Source organism: Paenibacillus sp. DMB20 (genome assembly GCF_000987955.1).
Classification (GTDB): domain Bacteria; phylum Bacillota; class Bacilli; order Paenibacillales; family Paenibacillaceae; genus Paenibacillus_AQ.
Genome location: NZ_LAZU01000041.1, coordinates 193001 through 210241, shown reverse-complemented (window position 1 = coordinate 210241; position 17241 = coordinate 193001). Strand labels below are relative to the sequence as shown.

Sequence of the window (17241 nt, the reverse complement as noted above, 5' to 3'; positions counted from 1 at the left end):
TTCAGATCAAGGATGGCATTACCAAATGAAGCCGTATCGCCATGCGCTTAAGTCGAGAGGCATTCTCCAAAGCATGTCACGAAAAGGGAATTGTTACGACAACGCCGTCATAGAGAGTTTCTTTGGCATTCTCAAGTCGGAGTTTCTTTACTACAACGAGTTTGAAAATGTGGAACACTTCAAAGAAGAATTGAAAAAGTATATTGAATACTACAATACCAAACGGTTGAAAACAAAATTAAAAATGAGTCCGGTACAGTACCGAACTCATTTTGAGAAAGCTGCCTGATGAAATTACCGTGTCTAACTTTTGGGGGTCACTTCATTTTCGCGGCTTTTTCAATTTTTGAACAAATCGCAAGGAAGACGAAAGCATATACTCATGGATAGGAATCTGCAGAGGCTCCATTGGTTGACTTTAACCTGTTTATTGCAAAGTACGGTTTATTCACGCAACCCTACGGTTACTTATTGTTGACAAGCAACCGTAGGGTTGCTTATACTCGATATATGAAGTGGGACAAAGACGCAATATTCAAAGCACTTGGCGACTCGACTCGGCGGCTTATACTAGACGAACTATCCGAACGCAATGAGCTGACGTTGTATGAACTTACGGTACGTCTCATCATGAAGCACAACCTTTCCATTTCGCGGCAAGCGATAGCCAAACATCTTTCTACATTGGAAGATGCAGGACTCGTAATATCAAAGCGTAAGGGAAAATATCGAGTAATTATATTCAACAACGAACCACTTAAGAATTTGCTGAAAGGATGGATAGAGTAATTTTATAACATCGGAGCAGGGCTGCTGACGAATGTGTGGGTTGTTTTGCTTGCAGCCGGATTGTTGGCACGGCATCATGCGTCACAAATATCAAAGGAGGTAATAACAGCATGAAAATCATTGTTACCAGTATATTCGTACAAGATCAAGACAAGGCACTGGAGTTTTATTCAGAAAAGCTGGGGTTTGTAAAAAAGGAGGATGTTCCTGTCGGGGAATTTAGGTGGATAACGCTTGTTTCTCCCGATGTTCAAGACGGTACCGAGCTTTTGCTCGAACCGAATGAGCATCCTGCCGCAAAGGAGTATCAAAAGAAGATATTTGCCGATGGCATCCCAGCAACCATGTTTGGCGTTGAAGATATTCGCAAAGAGTACAAACGATTAAAGGAAAAAGGCGTGAAGTTTACCATGGAACCGACAAAAATGGGCGAACTCACCATAGCTGTCTTCGACGATACATGCGGGAACCTTATTCAGATCGTGCAGAAGTAACTTCATGGATGGCTACGGGGTCGTTATAAAACCCTGGTCCTTCTGCTTCGTGTACGACGACATGAACATGAAGGCTATGAAGGTCGCATTATATGCGGCTTTTATCTTAACTTTATCAATATGATTTTTTCCGAAAACGGGTAATAAATAGTTACGCTAATTCTTTGGCTCCATCCCGTTTGAAATTAACCGCTTATTTGAAGGGACTGAGCCGAATGAATTTCGGCTCAGTCCCTTTTTTGGGTGAGGCAGGTAAAGCTATATTGTTTTTGTCGAGCGAGAAATGTATTCCAATTCAAGGATACATATTTACTAACTACATGATGAAGAATCATTTCAATATGTATTTAGTGGTCTTTGTTACGATCCCGAATGAATTGCTGCAGCTGACTGGTGTAAAAGCCAAGCTCATTCTCTGAAGACAGATCCCGGAGCAGCGCTTGGATTAGGAAGTTCCTTGGGTGTTCATTGATAAATTCTTCCCGTAACATTACCGCTACCTCAGACAAATCTTTTTTTCTGGAATTTGTAATTGGCAGATCCGGGATTATGGACTCGATCATATCCATAAGCGCGGCTCTCCGTATCTCTTGTGTATAAGGAAGTGCTTCTAAATTAATCATGGAATATTCCTTCATGAGTTCATCGGTGAGCAAGGGACGGGGAGAACGTTGGGCTAGTCCCTGCACGAGATCATCCATTCGTTCAGCAATAAAAGCAGCTAATTCTTTTTGAACCAGCGGTTTGAACCCAAACAATACATGAAAGGTATACTCGCGGATCAATCCGTTGAATATGGCTGTGACATCCCATTTCCATTCGGATATCGCATTCCCATAATGACGGATCAAAATATCTTGGTAATACCGGAACATATTCAGTTGGAGCTGATGGATGACAGAGCCTATTTTATCGCTGTTCGCCGGTGGAAGCTCGTTGTGATCACGCGATATATAATACCCATGCTCAATGAAAAAATCGAACTGGTAAGCGATCTCCTCAAGAAATGTTTCCCTTCTGGGCAATTCTCTTTTGCGGATATTCTCGACAGCATCAATCATATCTTGCTGCCGTTTCTGCAGTATACTGATATACAGTTCTTCTTTGGAGCCATAGTATTTATAGATTGAGCCTTTTGCGATGCTGCAATCATCGGCGATATCTTGAATCGACGTAGCTTGGTATCCTTTTTCAGCAAAAAAACGAATGGCCGATTGTAATATTTTTTCCTTTAACAAGCTCATAGAGCAGCCCCCTAACGATATACACATGTGCCGGATTCGAAACAAAACAGAGACAGGCCAAATTTAAGTATACATGGATATTATATTCTTTCGCTAATCCATATTGATCATATCGTTATTTGAGGAACGAATCCAGGCTCTTTGAATCCGTACTCAATTATGAACCAATTCAATGTCGGGATATTTCTCCGCGAGCCGATCCATATCGCTATTCGAAACACCTTTGAGAAACTGATCAAAAAAAGTAACGCTTACCTCATTGATGATGCGATGAACCGATCTTGGATCTTCTCCTGGGTTAGGCAATAACGGGGAAAATAGATGGAAATCCGTAAAACTCATATGGGAAGTATGCGGTATCGTCATCGTATATCCGCCTCCCTGCAGAGCATTCGAGCGCCGTCTCACTGTCTCATCCCAAAATTCTTCGTAATCCTCTTTTGTTTTACCGCTCTGGGCTATTGCTTGATCCAGCTTATTGTTGAATACCGCCTTATCGATGCTTTTTTCACCATTCATCTGTAAATATGGCTTAGTTAGTCCAGTGCTGGGCATAGGGTCTCCATATAAGGTTCCATCCATATTGATCGCAGCCTTGATACGGGCATCCTTCATTAACATCTGAGCAGCGGTTGCCCCGCCGTAAGAATGTCCGAACATGCCGATTCGGTCTAAATCAAGACGGCCGGTAAATAGGTCCTGTTCATCCTGTCTATTCAATTGTTCAAGTCGATCCAAAATAAAGGATACATCCTCGGTCCATAGCGGCATGTGCTCGTCAAGCCCTTCAAAACCTGAAAGATTATGCGTTTGTATCAAAATCTCTCGGCCGTCCGGGTATACCGTTGCAGCCGCATCATAGGGGTGGTCGATCCCTACGACGATATAGCCATAGCTGGCCAGCTCTTCAACTTGGAAGGTATTCTGACTGCGGAAACCGGTCATACCATGAGAGAAAATCAAGATCGGATATTTTTGCTCTGCAGAAGACAAATGGATATTGCTTTGAGCATGGGTCTTAACAAGACCTAGATGGCCTAGCGTCCAAGCCGGGAATGACAGCGCATGTTCGAGACCTTGCGTAATAGCTGATACATCACGGATGTAGGGTTCGGCTTCTTCCGTTGTTTTTTGTTCGGAAGGATACCAGAGCTGTACCATCAGCTCGCGGTGGTCAGTTGGATCGGCAGAGTAATCATCTAACCGTTCTTTGTCAACAAAGTGGTACAGTGTTGTTCCTACAGAATAGGGACCCTGGGGTTGATCAAAGGTAAACACAGGCAGTAGGGCAGGTAAAGCGACCATGACTGACGTGTAGAGCATCAACATCAAGGTCCACAACCAGGCTAAGAAATATCTCCTGTTTCTGGGGCGTTGTTTCCTGTCGTTTTTTCTAAAAATGATACAAATCGTAAGGATGACCAAAGCCGCATAACAAGGAATCATTTGCCAACGGTAATCCCCCACAATAATCTGCACAACCGTTACGGCGTATAGAGCGATTAACGAGTACATCAGCCAGCTTTTTTTCGTATTTTGCCCCCAAATGGTGGCTAATGCTAAAACGATAATGAAAATAATGATAACCATTTCTCCGCCTCCCAAGAAAGTTCCTCCTAGAAAAAGTAGATCAGCCAGGCCGCTTGGTTATAAATCCTCTGGCTGAAAAGCGTAATGATCATGAATGCCGGTATGAATACATGAGGCAAGAACCGACAGGACTGTGACCTTTTCAATGGAGGTTTGTCTCTTCGGCTATTTGTTTTGGCTTTCTCAGGAAAAAGCTGAGAACGAGTCCAATACAAGCAATGCATGCTGCCAAGAAAAAGGTGCTGGCGAATGATACTGCATTGGATTCCAGGTTATCCGTTCCAACCGGGTTATTCGATAGGTTTGATGTCATCTGAGAGGACAAGTAACCCGTGAAGCCGGCTACGGCAAACGAAGCGATAACCTGCTGTGAAGCGCTTGTGAGTGGAGTGACTCTACTTACAAGTTTCTTTGGTGTTGCATTTAATACATGGGTATTCAAAGACATCATCGATAACCCCATACCGGAACCCATTAAAAATAATACGCCCATAATGAGTGCCAACGGAGTATCGGTTCGAACAAAGGACATCGTAAACAAGGCCACCGTCATTAATGTCATCCCAGCCAGAAGGGGGGGACGCGCTCCAACCCTATCAAAAAGCTTGCCTGCCATCGGCATAAAGATCATGGAACCGATCGCCTGAGGAAGCAGGATAAGCCCTGTCACAAGCGGTGTAAAGCCTCTAATCTGTTGAAGAAGCAGCGGGAAGAGAAGGGCCGAGCCGTACATGGCGGCTTGCATGATCCAGGAAATGATAATGCCTCGTGTAAAATCAACGGATTTGAACACACGCAGCTCAAGCAAAGGCTGTTCTTGTCGCAAGCAAGACCATATGAAGAGAACAAGGGTGATCCCACCAATGATAAGACCGGATAAAGTCTTGGCAGAAGTCCAGTCTACCCCTCCTTCACTGACCCCAAAGGTAATCATGGCAAAGGCTAACGGTCCAAGAATCATGCCGAGAATATCCAGGGACGGTGCTTCCTTTCCCGGAAAGAGCGGCAGATGTTTTAACCCTACGAACAACCCGATTACTCCAATGGGGAGATTGACCAGAAAAATCCACTGCCAGCTGACAAACTCAATCAACCATCCGGATATAACAGGGCCAAGCGCCGGTGCGAGTAACAATGGGATGCCGAACAAACCTATAACCGATCCTCTTTTGTCAGGCGGTGCCAGGCGATACACCATCGCCATTCCGATCGGCGATACCATGCCGCCTCCCACGCCTTGAAGAACCCGGAACCCAATTAACTGCTCCGCGGTTTGGGCAAAAGCACACAAAACGGATCCAATCGTAAACAGTCCAATGGATACAAGAAACACCCGTTTGGGCTGAAATTTGTCTGACATCCACCCGGCGAGGGGGATAACCGCTGACAAAGCAAGCGTATAGGCGGCTATTGACCATTGAATGGTATGGAGGGGGCTATCAAAGTACTGAACGAGCGTTGGAATGGCGACATTAACGACCGTACTATCTAACAGGACCATAAAGGTGCCGATGATGACAGCAAGAAGGGGCGCAATAATGCGTCTGATTGTAAAAGCACTTTCTTCTGATGTGTCGTGGACGATTGTAGATTGATCTGACATGAGGTGAACCTACTTTCTTTGAAATTTTTACTAGAAGATGTGTGGAGCAGAAAACCGACATTTGTAAAATCGTAGAATAGGTCTTGATATTTCCGCCCCTTAAAAACATTAAGTTTTATAAAAAACCTATTGGTCATTCATAATAGTAACGATGATAGCATCGTGTGTCAATAAAGATTTGATGCATGGAGTCTAAACAAAAAAGAGAGGCATTACAGGCTTTTGGAAGTAATAAGCACAAAGTCAATAGCTTTATGAACATTAAGTTCTTTACAAAACCAATAAGTCGTAATACTCTAGTAATAGTGAAACAGATAACTGTCAGCCAAACGTTATGTAGCGGTTTGGCAGGATAATAACATCACCATAAAACTAATTCGGAAGGAAAACAGAATCGTGGAAGCAACTAATAACATCATATCTTTCGATGCCTTAACCAATTTTCGGGACATCGGAGGGCATCACACAATGGATGGAAAACGAATAAAAACTGGAGTCCTGTTTCGTTCCGATGAGTTATCACGTATGACCCAACGAGATATCGGACTCATGGATGAATTACGACTTAAATTGATATGTGATTTGAGAACAGCAAGAGAACAAGCGTCCAAGAAAAGTCGAATGCTCAATCAGGGGATCGAGATGAAGTCTCTTTCCATTCAGGATAAAAGTCAGGAATATACCCATTTTGAATTCATGAAACTTCTTGTCAGCAACCCTGAGAACTTGAACTTTGAACAAATGATGAAAGATATGTATCATCATATGGCGTTCGGTAGCCAGGATAAAATCAGGGAGATCTTTTGCCTGCTGTCCGATGCGGAAAACGTTCCCGCCTTGATCCATTGTACTGGAGGGAAGGACCGTACAGGTTTTGTCACGGCTATAATTCAATTATTTCTGGGGGTGCATTATGAGTCCGTCATGATGGATTACTTGTATTCCAACGTGCGAATCGGTCCAAAAATGAAAAAAATAGAGAAATTTATTCGATTGATGAGCCTATACAGAATTTCATCTGAACGCATTAAGCCCATGTTGGAAGTGCGCCGTGACTATTTGGAAGACGTACTAAATGAGATTATGGAACAGTATGGGAGTATCGAACATTATTTGTTAAGGGGATGTCGAATTCCTCAGAGCTGCCTCGAGTCCTTAAAGCAAAATCTAATCGATTGACTAGAGCATTCTTTGGTCAACCGTCTTCAAAACGAATTGAACGGCAGCTCGAAAATTCGAGGTTCTTGAGCAGGAGACGCAGAACAATCAGGCATACAATCGGAACCGGGCGGAAACCAAGAGGAAGAAACTTACGAGAATAACGGTGCGAACCTTCCGCCTCGGTTCTTCATTCTGAAATGGAATCTGGCAGCATAAAGCATCGAGTTAACGGGTCACGATAGTTCAATTGCATTAAGGCTGCCATTTGGCAGCCTTTTCTCAAATAATAGGCAGGTTAAATAACCATTCTGATCCGAGAAGGAGACCTTTCACTTACTGCAGTGAGCCAAAGGTACAGAAGAGTAGGTACTTCAATCTCAGAGGTTTTTGATAAAAAAGTATACTCTACATAAGAAACGTTCTGCTATGATGAATTCAACGGAAGGATTCAACCAGTATAAGGAAATTATAGGGGGCCGTTATGCACACGATCGATATTGTCCAACGTGCGATCGATTTTATAGAGGAGCACCTTGATGAGCCTCTTGAGCTAGAGCAGATCGCGACGGCAGCCGCGATGTCGGTGCCGAATTTGTACCGCATGTTCTATGCGATGACGGGTCACCCCGTTAAAGAGTACATACGTAAAAGAAGAACTAGCGAGGCGGCCTACCTATTAAGATCCACGGACCTTCCGGCGATAGATATCGGGTTTCGCTGCGGTTTTGATTCGTATCAGACCTTTATAAAAACGTTCAAACGGAATACGAACCTGACCCCGGGTTTATACCGCCAGACAGAGTCGATTTTCAGCTTTGAACGGATAGGACTGAAAGAGCGCGTGACGTATCTGGAAGAACGGGAGGTGTCCGAACGATATCCGGAAGTCAGGGTCATTCAGCTCGCCCCCCTCAAAGGTTTCGGCTATCTGCACACGGCTGATCGTGAGAATAGCCTGGAAGAAGACGCACTCGCCATATTTCGATTGCACTTAAAAAAATGTGGAATCGATCCAGGCCAAATTAGGCTGTTCGGCTGGAACGTCGATCTGGATCAAGGATCACAGCGCTTTGGTTACCAATTGGCTGCTGTCAGCGACAAAGCGTTCCTTGCGGGATCCCCTAAACTGAAACCCATCGAACTTTCGGGCGGCCTGTATGCCGTTGCTCGCACGCCAGCAGGTTCAGGCACCGTTATTATTGCTGCATGGAATCGGCTGCTATCGGAATGGCTGCCGCGAAGTACATTCGAGCTCGGGGACCATGGTTTTCTAGAGGAATACCAGCAATACGGGGACAAAATCTCACGTCTAAAACTTTACCTTCCCGTCAGACGCGAACAGGTTGTGAGAACGATTGAAATCGTGGAGCGGCCAGCAGTGAAAGTCATATGCTTCCGAGCCGAAGACGACGACTGCGTATCACGCGCCGATAACGAATCTATCGATTGGTTATCCCGCAACGGGTTTGCCGGGGATAGCAGACTTCAGTTATTCATGAGTTGCAGCTTTCCGCCTGGAGAGAGCAACACATACGAGGTTTTCATTGCGCCACCGAAGGGATTTGTACCTTTTCAAGAAGATAAACATCGGTTGTCACGATTGGAAGGCGGGTTGTTTGCATGCTTGACGACTGGCCCCTACGGTATGATGACCGGTGCTCTTGAACGAATCTATCGATGGATCGGATCTTCCGCAGATTACGAGTTGGATGGCACTCGTTGCTGGTATGCCCATTATAGGGTCTTTGAGGAGCAGGTATCCGTGGAGTGCTGCGTACCAATCAGTATACGAATTTAGAGTAAGGGGATTGCATATGAGCCAAATGCCGATAGGCAAGGAACCGCCTGAGGGTTATCGACCGCATATGGTTCCGAAAGCGTTAAAAATGATTCATGGAGGGAAACCAATGATCGAGCAACAGCAAATCGACGATGGCATGACAATAACCAGTCCGATTATGAACAAAGTGGGAAGCATTTTTGTCCCGGTTCGGGATATTGAGAAATCTCGAAGCTGGTACTGCCGGGTTCTAGGTCTGAATGAGGCGGATGTCCAAATTATGAATGGTCACCTATGCCCGCTGCCAATGATGGATGGGGCAGGGATTATCTTGGATACCATGCCCATGTGGGGTGGCGACCAGCCGGGTGGTGCGCCGTCAATTGAGACGCCAGCCTTTATGTTATTAACAGAGGATCTTCAAGGCTCATTAGACTATATGAAAGAACTCGGCGTGGAGCTCGTTACGGATATACAGCACGATCATTGGTTCGTCGTGAACGACCCGGATGGCAACAAGCTGATGATTTGTCGGGTATAAACCATGCTAATACCATATCCATTATTTGGAAATATCGTTTGCGATTCGGAATGGAGAGGGATCAAATGAATAAAATGCCGCAACACAGACCGCCAGAGGATTATCGGCCGATTGTAACACCGAAAGCCCTACAATTAATACGAGGAGGACTGAAAATGAAATCCAGTGACCCGGAAATTATCATCGTCGAACGTCCCGAGATGAAGGCCATCGTATTGCGTACGATCGCTAACAAACGCGATGTACGTCTGGCATGGAAAGAAATTGAAGCCGCTATGGCGGATCACTCTGGTAGGCCAAATGCAGACGAAGGACTCGTATTCATACCGGAGTGGCAATGGGCGACAAGGGTCGAAACCCTGTGGGTCGGAGTGCAAGTCAATTCTCTGGAACGCGTTCCGGAAGGGTTGGAAACCATAACGATCCCAGCTAAAAAGTATGCGAAACTACAGTGCGCGGTGACCATAGCCAAATGGATCGTACTTACGAGGCATTGTGGAAATGGTTCGAAAGCGGGGGGATGGAAAGAGATATGACGGAAGGTTCGTATGGATATGAGATGAATCGTCTCACACCGGTAAATCCATTTCACATCCCGGCAGATGTGATTGATTATTTTGATTTCGATATTTATGCGCCGATAAAATAAACTGGTGATGTAAGGAGCAGCTTGCCGGGCGTTTCACCTCCCGTTACATAGAAAAGCACCACGGTTCCCTTAGTCTGTCGTTCGGTGCCCAGGACTGCGTCATCCAGCATTTCCAGAATGCTTTGTCCGGAAATCCGTACATATCAGACTGCGACCCTTCCGGATCGCGACGTGGTCTCCTAAGGATCATCAAGGCTGCGCGAATTATTATGGCAGGCTCGTTACCTAACGCAAAGGAAATAAAAAAAACCGGCACAATTATGTACCAATTGACCATCCTAAAAAAGCCATAGATACATAATAGTCTATAAAAAAATTCAACATAAGTCTATTATTTTTTTGGTGAAAACTGTATGTTATTTATGCGACCGCGGCGCAAAGCGATAATGTATGAAGGGAGAAGACCTGCATGATTACGCTCAGAAAAATAACGCTGGAAAACCGACGCGCCATATTTAACTTGGAAGTATCCGAAGAACAACGGCGCTTCGTTGCGTCCAATTTGTCAAGCGTGGCTTCCTGCTATGTCCTTGCAACTAATGGGGGGCATCCATTTCCGTTTGCCATTTACTCGGATGGGCAGCCGGTCGGGAAGCCATGAAAAAAATCTTGGAATTTATCCGCACCTTTCCGGCTGGGCCTGCACATTACTGCTGGATTTCTTATAAGGAAGATAACTTGCCCGCCAAAAAACTTTATGAAAGCTTCGGTTTCCGTGACAACGGCGAAATCTTAGGAGACGAGCTAATCACCGTATTGACACTCTGATTTTCATTGGAAAACTCAACCATCGAATGACGAAAGCGCGGAGATGAAACCTAATGGGATGTGAAAGAGGATGGAAAAGATACGACTTCGCGCTTGTGCATTAATCATTGAAAACGAGGCAATCTTACTAGTCGAGTTCAAAAATGATAATGATGGCGGCGTACATTACAATCTTCCAGCAGGTGGCCTTGAGCCAGGTGAAACATTGATTGAAGCTGCGCAACGGGAAGCAAAAGAAGAGGCTTGTGTCGAGGTAGAAGTTGGTCCGGTTGCTTTTGTTTACGAATATCAACCAACGAAAAACAACTATATTTACGGAGATACTCACTCAGTAGGAGTTACATTTGAATGTAGGTTGAAACCAGGATCGCTTCCCAAACTTCCTGAAAGTCCAGACCCTCACCAGATTGGTGTCAAATGGATCCCAATTTCGGAGTTACATTCCATTCAACTGTATCCAGAGATTAATGAGGATATTGTTGATTACTTTAGTGGTGAACATTACCGCAATTATGTTGAGGAACATGATATTCAACTGAGCAAGTCGTTGCGCTAACGGGAGACGATAGTTCAATGACGATAGACCACCACGTCCAGAAGGTAACATTACTGCGAATCAAAATTAAAGTAATAATGACACAAAACAACCCTGAATTAGATGACTTGATTTAGGGTTGTTTTGTGTCATTGACAATCCCGACATGTTAAGTTTGTCTTTGGTATCGGATCTCATTGAGATATTTTGATACAGAATCGAGGTATAATAAAATATCAGAAATAATCGAGTAGAACACTGTATTCTTTGTTATTTTTATATCACGAAGGAGGGATTTTTATATGCACTATGGACCTGATCCTGATGCAATCTACCCAAATGAGGCAATTAAAAGTATATGCTATATTAAAAACGTTGTAACACGCTCAAATATTATTGTCGGTGACTACACCTACTATGACGACATAAACGGTGCTGAAAAGTTTGAAGAGCATGTCACACATCACTATGAATTTATTGGAGATAAGCTGATTATCGGAAAATTTTGCGCAATAGCAAAGGGTATTGAATTTGTAATGAATGGTGCAAACCATAGAATGTGCAGTGTCACTACCTATCCATTTAACATTATGGGCAATGGCTGGGAGAAATCGACTCCAACACTGGCAGACTTACCCCTTAAAGGTGACACAGTAATTGGAAACGATGTGTGGATCGGTCAAAATGTCACCGTAATGCCCGGCGTGCATATTGGTGATGGAGCAATCATTGCAGCCAATACTGTCGTTGTAAAAGATGTTCCACCTTACCATATTGCAGGCGGGAATCCTTGCAAAATTATTAAGAAAAGGGATGATGAACTCATCGATGTTCTCCTTACCATTAAATGGTGGGATTGGCCTGTTCGTAAAATTTTTGATAATCTTGAAACGCTATGCAGTGGGGATCTGACTATAATTAAAGAAATTTAATAGCTCATTATGAACATAATGGGAAGCCGAGAATAAGAGCTCTTGGCTTCCCATTTTGCTGTTTCTTTGCTGTTCTTACTCAGTAAAGATTATCAATCTTCTAAGCATCAGGCTTCTTAAATACAGGGACCCAAACGAAAACATCCGCTGAAAATGGTAAGTGGAGCAACAAGCGATTTTAGCTGCTTGATCGAAATCGATTTCATCAGATAAGTGTGTTTCGACATATTCCATTGCGTTATCCATGCGTTTCAGCCAATCCATCTATATCCTCATTTCAAGGTTGACTATAAAGGATTTTGAAGGATGGTACCTTGAAATCCGTGGAGCTTTTGAAGGCAGCCGGCTTTTTGTATCGGTTGCCTTTTCTTTAAAGACGAGCAATAAGCGTGGTGTGTCCATGCCGCAGCTCAGTTATTGAAACAGGCTAGAGTGGCTGAAGAACAAGGACTTGCGCTCCTTCATGAGATCGGCTGGATACTGGAAATGAAAACAACATCGACATAAGGCAACTTAATGTACAGACTATACGACACTTTATTAAAGGATGATTTGAAAGTGCTTCTGTTGCTCCATGCTAAATGATGGCTTTTCGATAGTCAGGTTTATTCCCCCCCACAATTTCGAAGGAAATAAACTAAGACTGTCGAAATCAAACATCTGGAAAGAAAAGGAGGGGAGTTATATTCAGCATGATATTGATTTAGTCGAGTCAGCCGGCAACGGTGATATTGAAGCATTCACTACTTTAGTCAGAACCTATTCGAATGCAGTCTGTGCAGTGGCATATGGAGTATTAAGAGACTATCACCTTGCACAGGATATAGCGCAGGAAACTTTTGTGAAGGCATATACGGTATTACATACTCTGAAGCAGCCTGAAAAGTTCGGAAGTTGGCTGTATTCAATCGCTACAAGGCTCAGTATAGATATGAAGCGGAAGCAAAACCGGGACTCACGGCTGAGAGATAAACTTAAAATAGACCCTGCTATACACTCTACTGGAGAAAGCATTTTGCAGAATGAGTTGCGTTTCGATATCTTGAAAGCGCTCGAGAAATTCGATGAAATGAATCGAACGGTCGTGCTATCGTACTATATTAGCGAAATGTCCATGCCTGAGATCGCTAAAGCATTGAACGTATCCGTTAGTGCGGTGGAGAGCCGTATCAGGAGAAGCCGAAAGCTGCTGAGAGAAGATTACTTAGCGGCTTGGTCAATGTATTTCGGCAACCGTGAATCAACGGAAACGATAGTTACCAAAGTTGTGGAACGGATTGTCAAGCAGGCTGGACAGTATTATATTCCGGTATCCAACCGGGTAAAATCGACGGACTGGTTTGTCGAATATTTCGGTCTTTCATTGGATCGCAATGGACACTTGCAGCTTCCCTCGGGACATACTTTATATCTAATTGAAGTGAATGAATCGGTACTTTCCGAGTATAGTGATTCCAAACTACCTGTTCTTATTTTCTTGGTCGAAGATCCGGTAACACTTTATGAGGTTTTGAGGGAGCAAGGCATTCAAGTGGAAAAGGGAGAACAAACCGGGATTGAGGGGGATAACTTTTCCTTCTTTGATTTGGAAGGCAACCGGTTCGGCATTTTCTCGGAAAAATAAAAAAATTTATTAAGTGATGACGGGATTTAAAAACCTCGTTCGTCTATATATCGAAACACAACATAAGGAGGATCATAAATGAATCCATCGTCTGCAGAACAGACCAATCTACAACGAAAGAAGGAAATGAATCCATTGTTAAAAGGAGTTCACTGCAATTACATTCCGGTAGCCAATGTGAATCGGGCAAGGGAATGGTATATGCGCGTGCTGGGACTGAAGCCCCGCTCACCCGAAGGCGGAATTATGATTATGGGTAGCGGGCAGTGGCTGTTTCTTATCGAATCTAAGGATAGGCCAAACGCCAACTTTACTACGGACGACTGGGAAGGTGAAAACTTTGAAATGTTTTCCCTAACTTTCGAGACGGAGGATATCGTGGCACTTCACGAGTCATTGCGGGAGAATGGAGCGCAGGTTGAAACGGTTACGGATTATGGAAGTTGTGGCCTGCAGTTCCGCTTTAAAGATCCGGATGGCAACAAATTTAACGTTTGGCAACAATGAAGGGGCTTACCAGCATCCCTAGATATATTTTTTCCATACCAGGAGTGAGTCCGCTAGGACCTCTTTTGTCTTGTTAGTGAAGGATTTGGAGTCGATTTCGAGGAAGCGTGTTCCTTGCTGTACATCGAACACCCTAGGAAGTGGATAAAGTAAAGGCTCACTTATTCGAAACACTGACCTGTCCGTTAGCTCTACCCTTGATCCAATATTCTTATTAGACTCTATTAAAAGGTCGATATAAAGAAGGCGTCTAAATCATGTAATTTAATCAGATATAACCCAACTGTCAACTCTCCCTTAAGGTTCGGGTAAGTAGATGAAGGTCATGTTGCTAAATCAGTGATTTGAGGGGAGATTGATGCTGATGTTGTATTCCATTAAAAAAGTTGTTAATATAAAAATACAATAATGAGAGGACTGATGGATGAACAATGATTAACTAATCTATATTTTATTTGAAATGAATAACTTCAAAATACAAAATATAGGATTAGTCTATCATTTTTATAAATCAGTTAACACTTAAATGCCATGATTCTAATATTGGCAATGAACTTATTTGAGTTAAGTGAAAGACTAATCCTTCCAATTATAAATTGGGGGGATTTTTTATTCTCTCATGGAAAGATTGATATTTTTTATTATCTGTAAAATAAAGGGGAGAAAGAAATGAGTAACTCAGACACTATCGTTACACATGTAATGCTCCGTATAAGTCGCTAATACTATTAAACTTATACGGAGGAATTAACATGTCAATGATACAAGTACAAGACTTAACTTTTTCTTATCCGAGCAGCTTTGACAATATTTTTGAAGGCGTAAACTTTCAGATAGATACGGATTGGAAACTTGGATTTATCGGCAGAAATGGACGAGGAAAAACAACTTTCTTTAATCTGTTATTAGGGAATTATGAGTATAGTGGGAAAATCACGTCTTCGGTAGAATTCAATTATTTCCCTTATCCAGTTTCGGATAAAAATAAGTATACCTATGAAATTCTTGAAGAAATTTGCCCCCAAGCAGAAGATTGGGAATTTCTTCGCGAAATATCCTATCTGAACGTTGATGCCGAGGTCATGTACCGGCCATTTATAACATTATCAAATGGAGAACAAACAAAGGTATTGCTTGCCGCACTATTTTTGAATGAAGGTCAATTTCTATTGATCGATGAGCCTACCAATCATTTAGACACTGATGCACGTAAGATTGTCTCTAGTTATTTAAAGAAGAAAAAAGGGTTTATTTTAATTTCACACGACAGAATCTTTTTAGATGGATGCGTTGACCATATTCTCTCGATCAATAGAGCGAATATTGAAGTTCAAAGTGGAAACTATTCTTCATGGAAGTTAAATTTTGATAGACAGCAGGAACATGAAGAAGCAACGAATGAGCGTCTGCAAAAAGACATCGGGAGATTAAAAGATTCCTCAAAGCGTTCAGCAGGTTGGTCTCATCAAGTGGAAGCTTCAAAAAATGGGACGACGAATTCGGGCTCTAAGTTGGACAAGGGATTTGTGGGACATAAAGCGGCAAAGATGATGAAGAGAGCAAAGAACATTGAATCAAGGCAACAAAAAGCTATTGAAGAAAAGTCAAAACTGCTAAAAAATGTGGAAAAAACCGAATCATTAAAATTAGAACCATTGGAATTTCAGTCAAAAGAACTGATTGTTTTGTCTAACTTGTCTGTTAAGTATGATGACCAAATCGTGAATAAGCCAATTAGCTTTAAGGTTGAGCCAGGTGACCGAATTGTACTTGATGGAAAGAATGGAAGCGGAAAAAGCAGTATCCTAAAACTAATCTTAGGAGATCCGATACAACATACAGGCTCAATGAATTTAGGCTCTGGACTTATCATTTCCTATGTTCAGCAGGATACTTCTCATTTAAAGGGACTGTTATCGGACTTTATTGAAGAACATGAGATTAATGAACCGTTATTTAAATCAATCTTACGTAAGATGGATTTTGACCGAATTCAATTCGAGAAAGATATATCTCATTATTCTGGTGGACAAAAGAAAAAGCTGCTTATAGCCAAAAGTTTATGTGAAAAGGCTCATCTATATATTTGGGATGAACCCTTAAATTTTATTGATATTTATTCGCGCATGCAGATTGAAGAGCTTATTCAAACATTTAATCCAACAATGGTTTTTGTTGAGCATGATCAAGCATTTCAACAAACAGTTGCAACAAAAACGATATCTATGTAGTTGAATATGAAGAATTGAAGGACATTACGTATTTTATTTTGACTAATATGTAATGTCCTTTTATTTATCTTATCCTCTTTTAATTTAAGTCTTGATAAGCGATATGACTTTTGTAAAGCGGGGTTTCAAAAGACGGAATACAAGAGGGGATGATATTGGGGAACCGACGGCGAAAAATTGGGGTGTAAGAGGGCCCGGGGCCTGTAAGATCAACAATAAATTCAAGAAACAAATGGTAGAACTCTATGAGAATGGGAAGTCCAGAGCGGCGATTGTGGAGGAATAAGGCCTCACAGCCTCATCTTTGGATCGTTGGATTAAGCAATCTCAAATCTCAGGCTCGTTCTCTGAGAAGAACAATCGCTCTGTGGAAAAAAATGAACTCATTGCCTTACGAAAAGAGAACCAGCGCCTCAAAATGGAGAATGACATTTTTAAAGCAAGCCGCGCTGATCATGGGACGAAAGTAGCTATCATCCAAAACAACCGTGATAAATAGTGGAGCTTTTCCACAAGAATCGTAAAGCCTACGGAAAGTTAAGCTCAATGAGCGCGGCTTCGTCGTATCCAGACGTCGAACCAGATGAACTTCCAGAGCCTTTAAAAGTTAGAACTGGAATTATCCGATTACGTCAACTGGTTTAAGCCCTTAAAGCCTCTATGAGTTTCGCCTCGCAAGGGTTTTGTTCATGCGATATTGTATGCCAATAACACCACAGCCGAATTAGGTTTGAGCCTACCACGAACGTAATTTCTTCGAAACAGCGCATAACAATACCCATGGATATTTGGT

At 42.8% G+C, this 17241-nt stretch carries 15 protein-coding genes and 2 pseudogenes; 14 read left to right on the top strand and 3 right to left on the bottom strand.

The genetic code is table 11. The features are described 5' to 3' along the window. From XI25_RS25190 to XI25_RS25180, 3 genes are all read left to right on the top strand, one after another. Nucleotides 1-289 (top strand): IS3 family transposase (locus tag XI25_RS25190; protein WP_046680777.1); only part of this gene is annotated, 289 nt, incomplete at its 5' end. Between the two features lie 221 nt (nucleotides 290-510). Further along, on the top strand, nucleotides 511-789 hold the full coding sequence (locus XI25_RS25185; RefSeq protein ID WP_046680776.1) for an ArsR/SmtB family transcription factor: 279 nt from the start codon (nucleotides 511-513) through the stop codon (nucleotides 787-789). A gap of 110 nt (nucleotides 790-899) precedes the next feature. Then, nucleotides 900-1283 (top strand): VOC family protein, encoded by a 384-nt coding sequence (locus XI25_RS25180; protein ID WP_046680754.1) that lies wholly within the window; start codon nucleotides 900-902, stop codon nucleotides 1281-1283. A 347-nt stretch (nucleotides 1284-1630) separates the two neighbouring features. Here the strand turns inward: XI25_RS25180 and XI25_RS25175 are convergent, their stop codons facing one another. The 3 genes from XI25_RS25175 to XI25_RS25165 form a co-directional block, all read right to left on the bottom strand. After that, nucleotides 1631-2527, bottom strand: a complete 897-nt coding sequence (locus XI25_RS25175; protein ID WP_046680753.1) for a TetR/AcrR family transcriptional regulator — start codon at nucleotides 2525-2527, stop codon at nucleotides 1631-1633. Nucleotides 2528-2680: 153 nt separating this feature from the next. Then, nucleotides 2681-4117 carry an alpha/beta hydrolase family protein gene (locus XI25_RS25170; protein WP_046680775.1) on the bottom strand — a complete coding sequence of 479 codons (1437 nt, stop codon included), beginning with the start codon at nucleotides 4115-4117 and terminating at the stop codon, nucleotides 2681-2683. A 142-nt stretch (nucleotides 4118-4259) separates the two neighbouring features. Further along, complete coding sequence (locus XI25_RS25165; protein ID WP_046680752.1) at nucleotides 4260-5720, bottom strand: MDR family MFS transporter; 1461 nt, start codon at nucleotides 5718-5720, stop codon at nucleotides 4260-4262. A gap of 396 nt (nucleotides 5721-6116) precedes the next feature. Here XI25_RS25165 and XI25_RS25160 point away from each other — a divergent pair, with 396 nt between their 5' ends. The 11 genes and pseudogenes from XI25_RS25160 to XI25_RS35380 form a co-directional block, all read left to right on the top strand. Next, on the top strand, nucleotides 6117-6899 hold the full coding sequence (locus XI25_RS25160) for a tyrosine-protein phosphatase (RefSeq protein ID WP_052759767.1): 783 nt from the start codon (nucleotides 6117-6119) through the stop codon (nucleotides 6897-6899). Nucleotides 6900-7362: 463 nt separating this feature from the next. Beyond that, nucleotides 7363-8679: an AraC family transcriptional regulator gene (locus tag XI25_RS25155; protein WP_046680750.1), complete on the top strand. Its 1317-nt coding sequence runs from the start codon at nucleotides 7363-7365 to the stop codon at nucleotides 8677-8679. Between the two features lie 16 nt (nucleotides 8680-8695). Continuing rightward, nucleotides 8696-9202: a VOC family protein gene (locus tag XI25_RS25150; RefSeq protein WP_152669220.1), complete on the top strand. Its 507-nt coding sequence runs from the start codon at nucleotides 8696-8698 to the stop codon at nucleotides 9200-9202. A gap of 155 nt (nucleotides 9203-9357) precedes the next feature. Further along, nucleotides 9358-9738 (top strand): GyrI-like domain-containing protein, encoded by a 381-nt coding sequence (locus XI25_RS25145; protein WP_052759766.1) that lies wholly within the window; start codon nucleotides 9358-9360, stop codon nucleotides 9736-9738. A 522-nt stretch (nucleotides 9739-10260) separates the two neighbouring features. Beyond that, nucleotides 10261-10619: pseudogene (locus tag XI25_RS25140) on the top strand (GNAT family N-acetyltransferase). Between the two features lie 70 nt (nucleotides 10620-10689). After that, on the top strand, nucleotides 10690-11175 hold the full coding sequence (locus XI25_RS25135; protein WP_046680749.1) for an NUDIX domain-containing protein: 486 nt from the start codon (nucleotides 10690-10692) through the stop codon (nucleotides 11173-11175). A 281-nt stretch (nucleotides 11176-11456) separates the two neighbouring features. Next, nucleotides 11457-12086 (top strand): Vat family streptogramin A O-acetyltransferase, encoded by a 630-nt coding sequence (locus XI25_RS25130; RefSeq protein ID WP_046680748.1) that lies wholly within the window; start codon nucleotides 11457-11459, stop codon nucleotides 12084-12086. 574 nt (nucleotides 12087-12660) lie between these two features. Further along, complete coding sequence (locus tag XI25_RS25120) at nucleotides 12661-13710, top strand: sigma-70 family RNA polymerase sigma factor (protein ID WP_046680746.1); 1050 nt, start codon at nucleotides 12661-12663, stop codon at nucleotides 13708-13710. Nucleotides 13711-13788: 78 nt separating this feature from the next. Beyond that, the gene (locus tag XI25_RS25115; RefSeq protein ID WP_046680745.1) at nucleotides 13789-14217 is read left to right on the top strand and encodes a VOC family protein; all 429 of its coding nucleotides are present in this window, start codon (nucleotides 13789-13791) and stop codon (nucleotides 14215-14217) included. Nucleotides 14218-14969: 752 nt separating this feature from the next. Then, nucleotides 14970-16448: an Lsa family ABC-F type ribosomal protection protein gene (locus XI25_RS25110; protein WP_046680744.1), complete on the top strand. Its 1479-nt coding sequence runs from the start codon at nucleotides 14970-14972 to the stop codon at nucleotides 16446-16448. Between the two features lie 232 nt (nucleotides 16449-16680). Beyond that, nucleotides 16681-16944 (top strand): annotated as a pseudogene (locus XI25_RS35380) (transposase); the annotation flags it as partial. Between the last annotated feature and the right edge of the window lie 297 nt (nucleotides 16945-17241).

Excerpts from the sequence above, each read along its gene's own strand:
- XI25_RS25185 (WP_046680776.1), top strand. The coding sequence starts at position 511 with ATGAAGTGGGACAAAGACGCAATATTCAAAGCACTTGGCGACTCGACT.
- XI25_RS25180 (WP_046680754.1), top strand. The coding sequence starts at position 900 with ATGAAAATCATTGTTACCAGTATATTCGTACAAGATCAAGACAAGGCA.
- XI25_RS25175 (WP_046680753.1), bottom strand. The coding sequence starts at position 2,527 with ATGAGCTTGTTAAAGGAAAAAATATTACAATCGGCCATTCGTTTTTTT.
- XI25_RS25170 (WP_046680775.1), bottom strand. The coding sequence starts at position 4,117 with ATGGTTATCATTATTTTCATTATCGTTTTAGCATTAGCCACCATTTGG.
- XI25_RS25165 (WP_046680752.1), bottom strand. The coding sequence starts at position 5,720 with ATGTCAGATCAATCTACAATCGTCCACGACACATCAGAAGAAAGTGCT.
- XI25_RS25155 (WP_046680750.1), top strand. The coding sequence starts at position 7,363 with ATGCACACGATCGATATTGTCCAACGTGCGATCGATTTTATAGAGGAG.
- XI25_RS25150 (WP_152669220.1), top strand. The coding sequence starts at position 8,696 with ATGAGCCAAATGCCGATAGGCAAGGAACCGCCTGAGGGTTATCGACCG.
- XI25_RS25145 (WP_052759766.1), top strand. The coding sequence starts at position 9,358 with ATGAAATCCAGTGACCCGGAAATTATCATCGTCGAACGTCCCGAGATG.
- XI25_RS25135 (WP_046680749.1), top strand. The coding sequence starts at position 10,690 with ATGGAAAAGATACGACTTCGCGCTTGTGCATTAATCATTGAAAACGAG.
- XI25_RS25130 (WP_046680748.1), top strand. The coding sequence starts at position 11,457 with ATGCACTATGGACCTGATCCTGATGCAATCTACCCAAATGAGGCAATT.
- XI25_RS25120 (WP_046680746.1), top strand. The coding sequence starts at position 12,661 with ATGCTAAATGATGGCTTTTCGATAGTCAGGTTTATTCCCCCCCACAAT.
- XI25_RS25115 (WP_046680745.1), top strand. The coding sequence starts at position 13,789 with ATGAATCCATCGTCTGCAGAACAGACCAATCTACAACGAAAGAAGGAA.
- XI25_RS25110 (WP_046680744.1), top strand. The coding sequence starts at position 14,970 with ATGTCAATGATACAAGTACAAGACTTAACTTTTTCTTATCCGAGCAGC.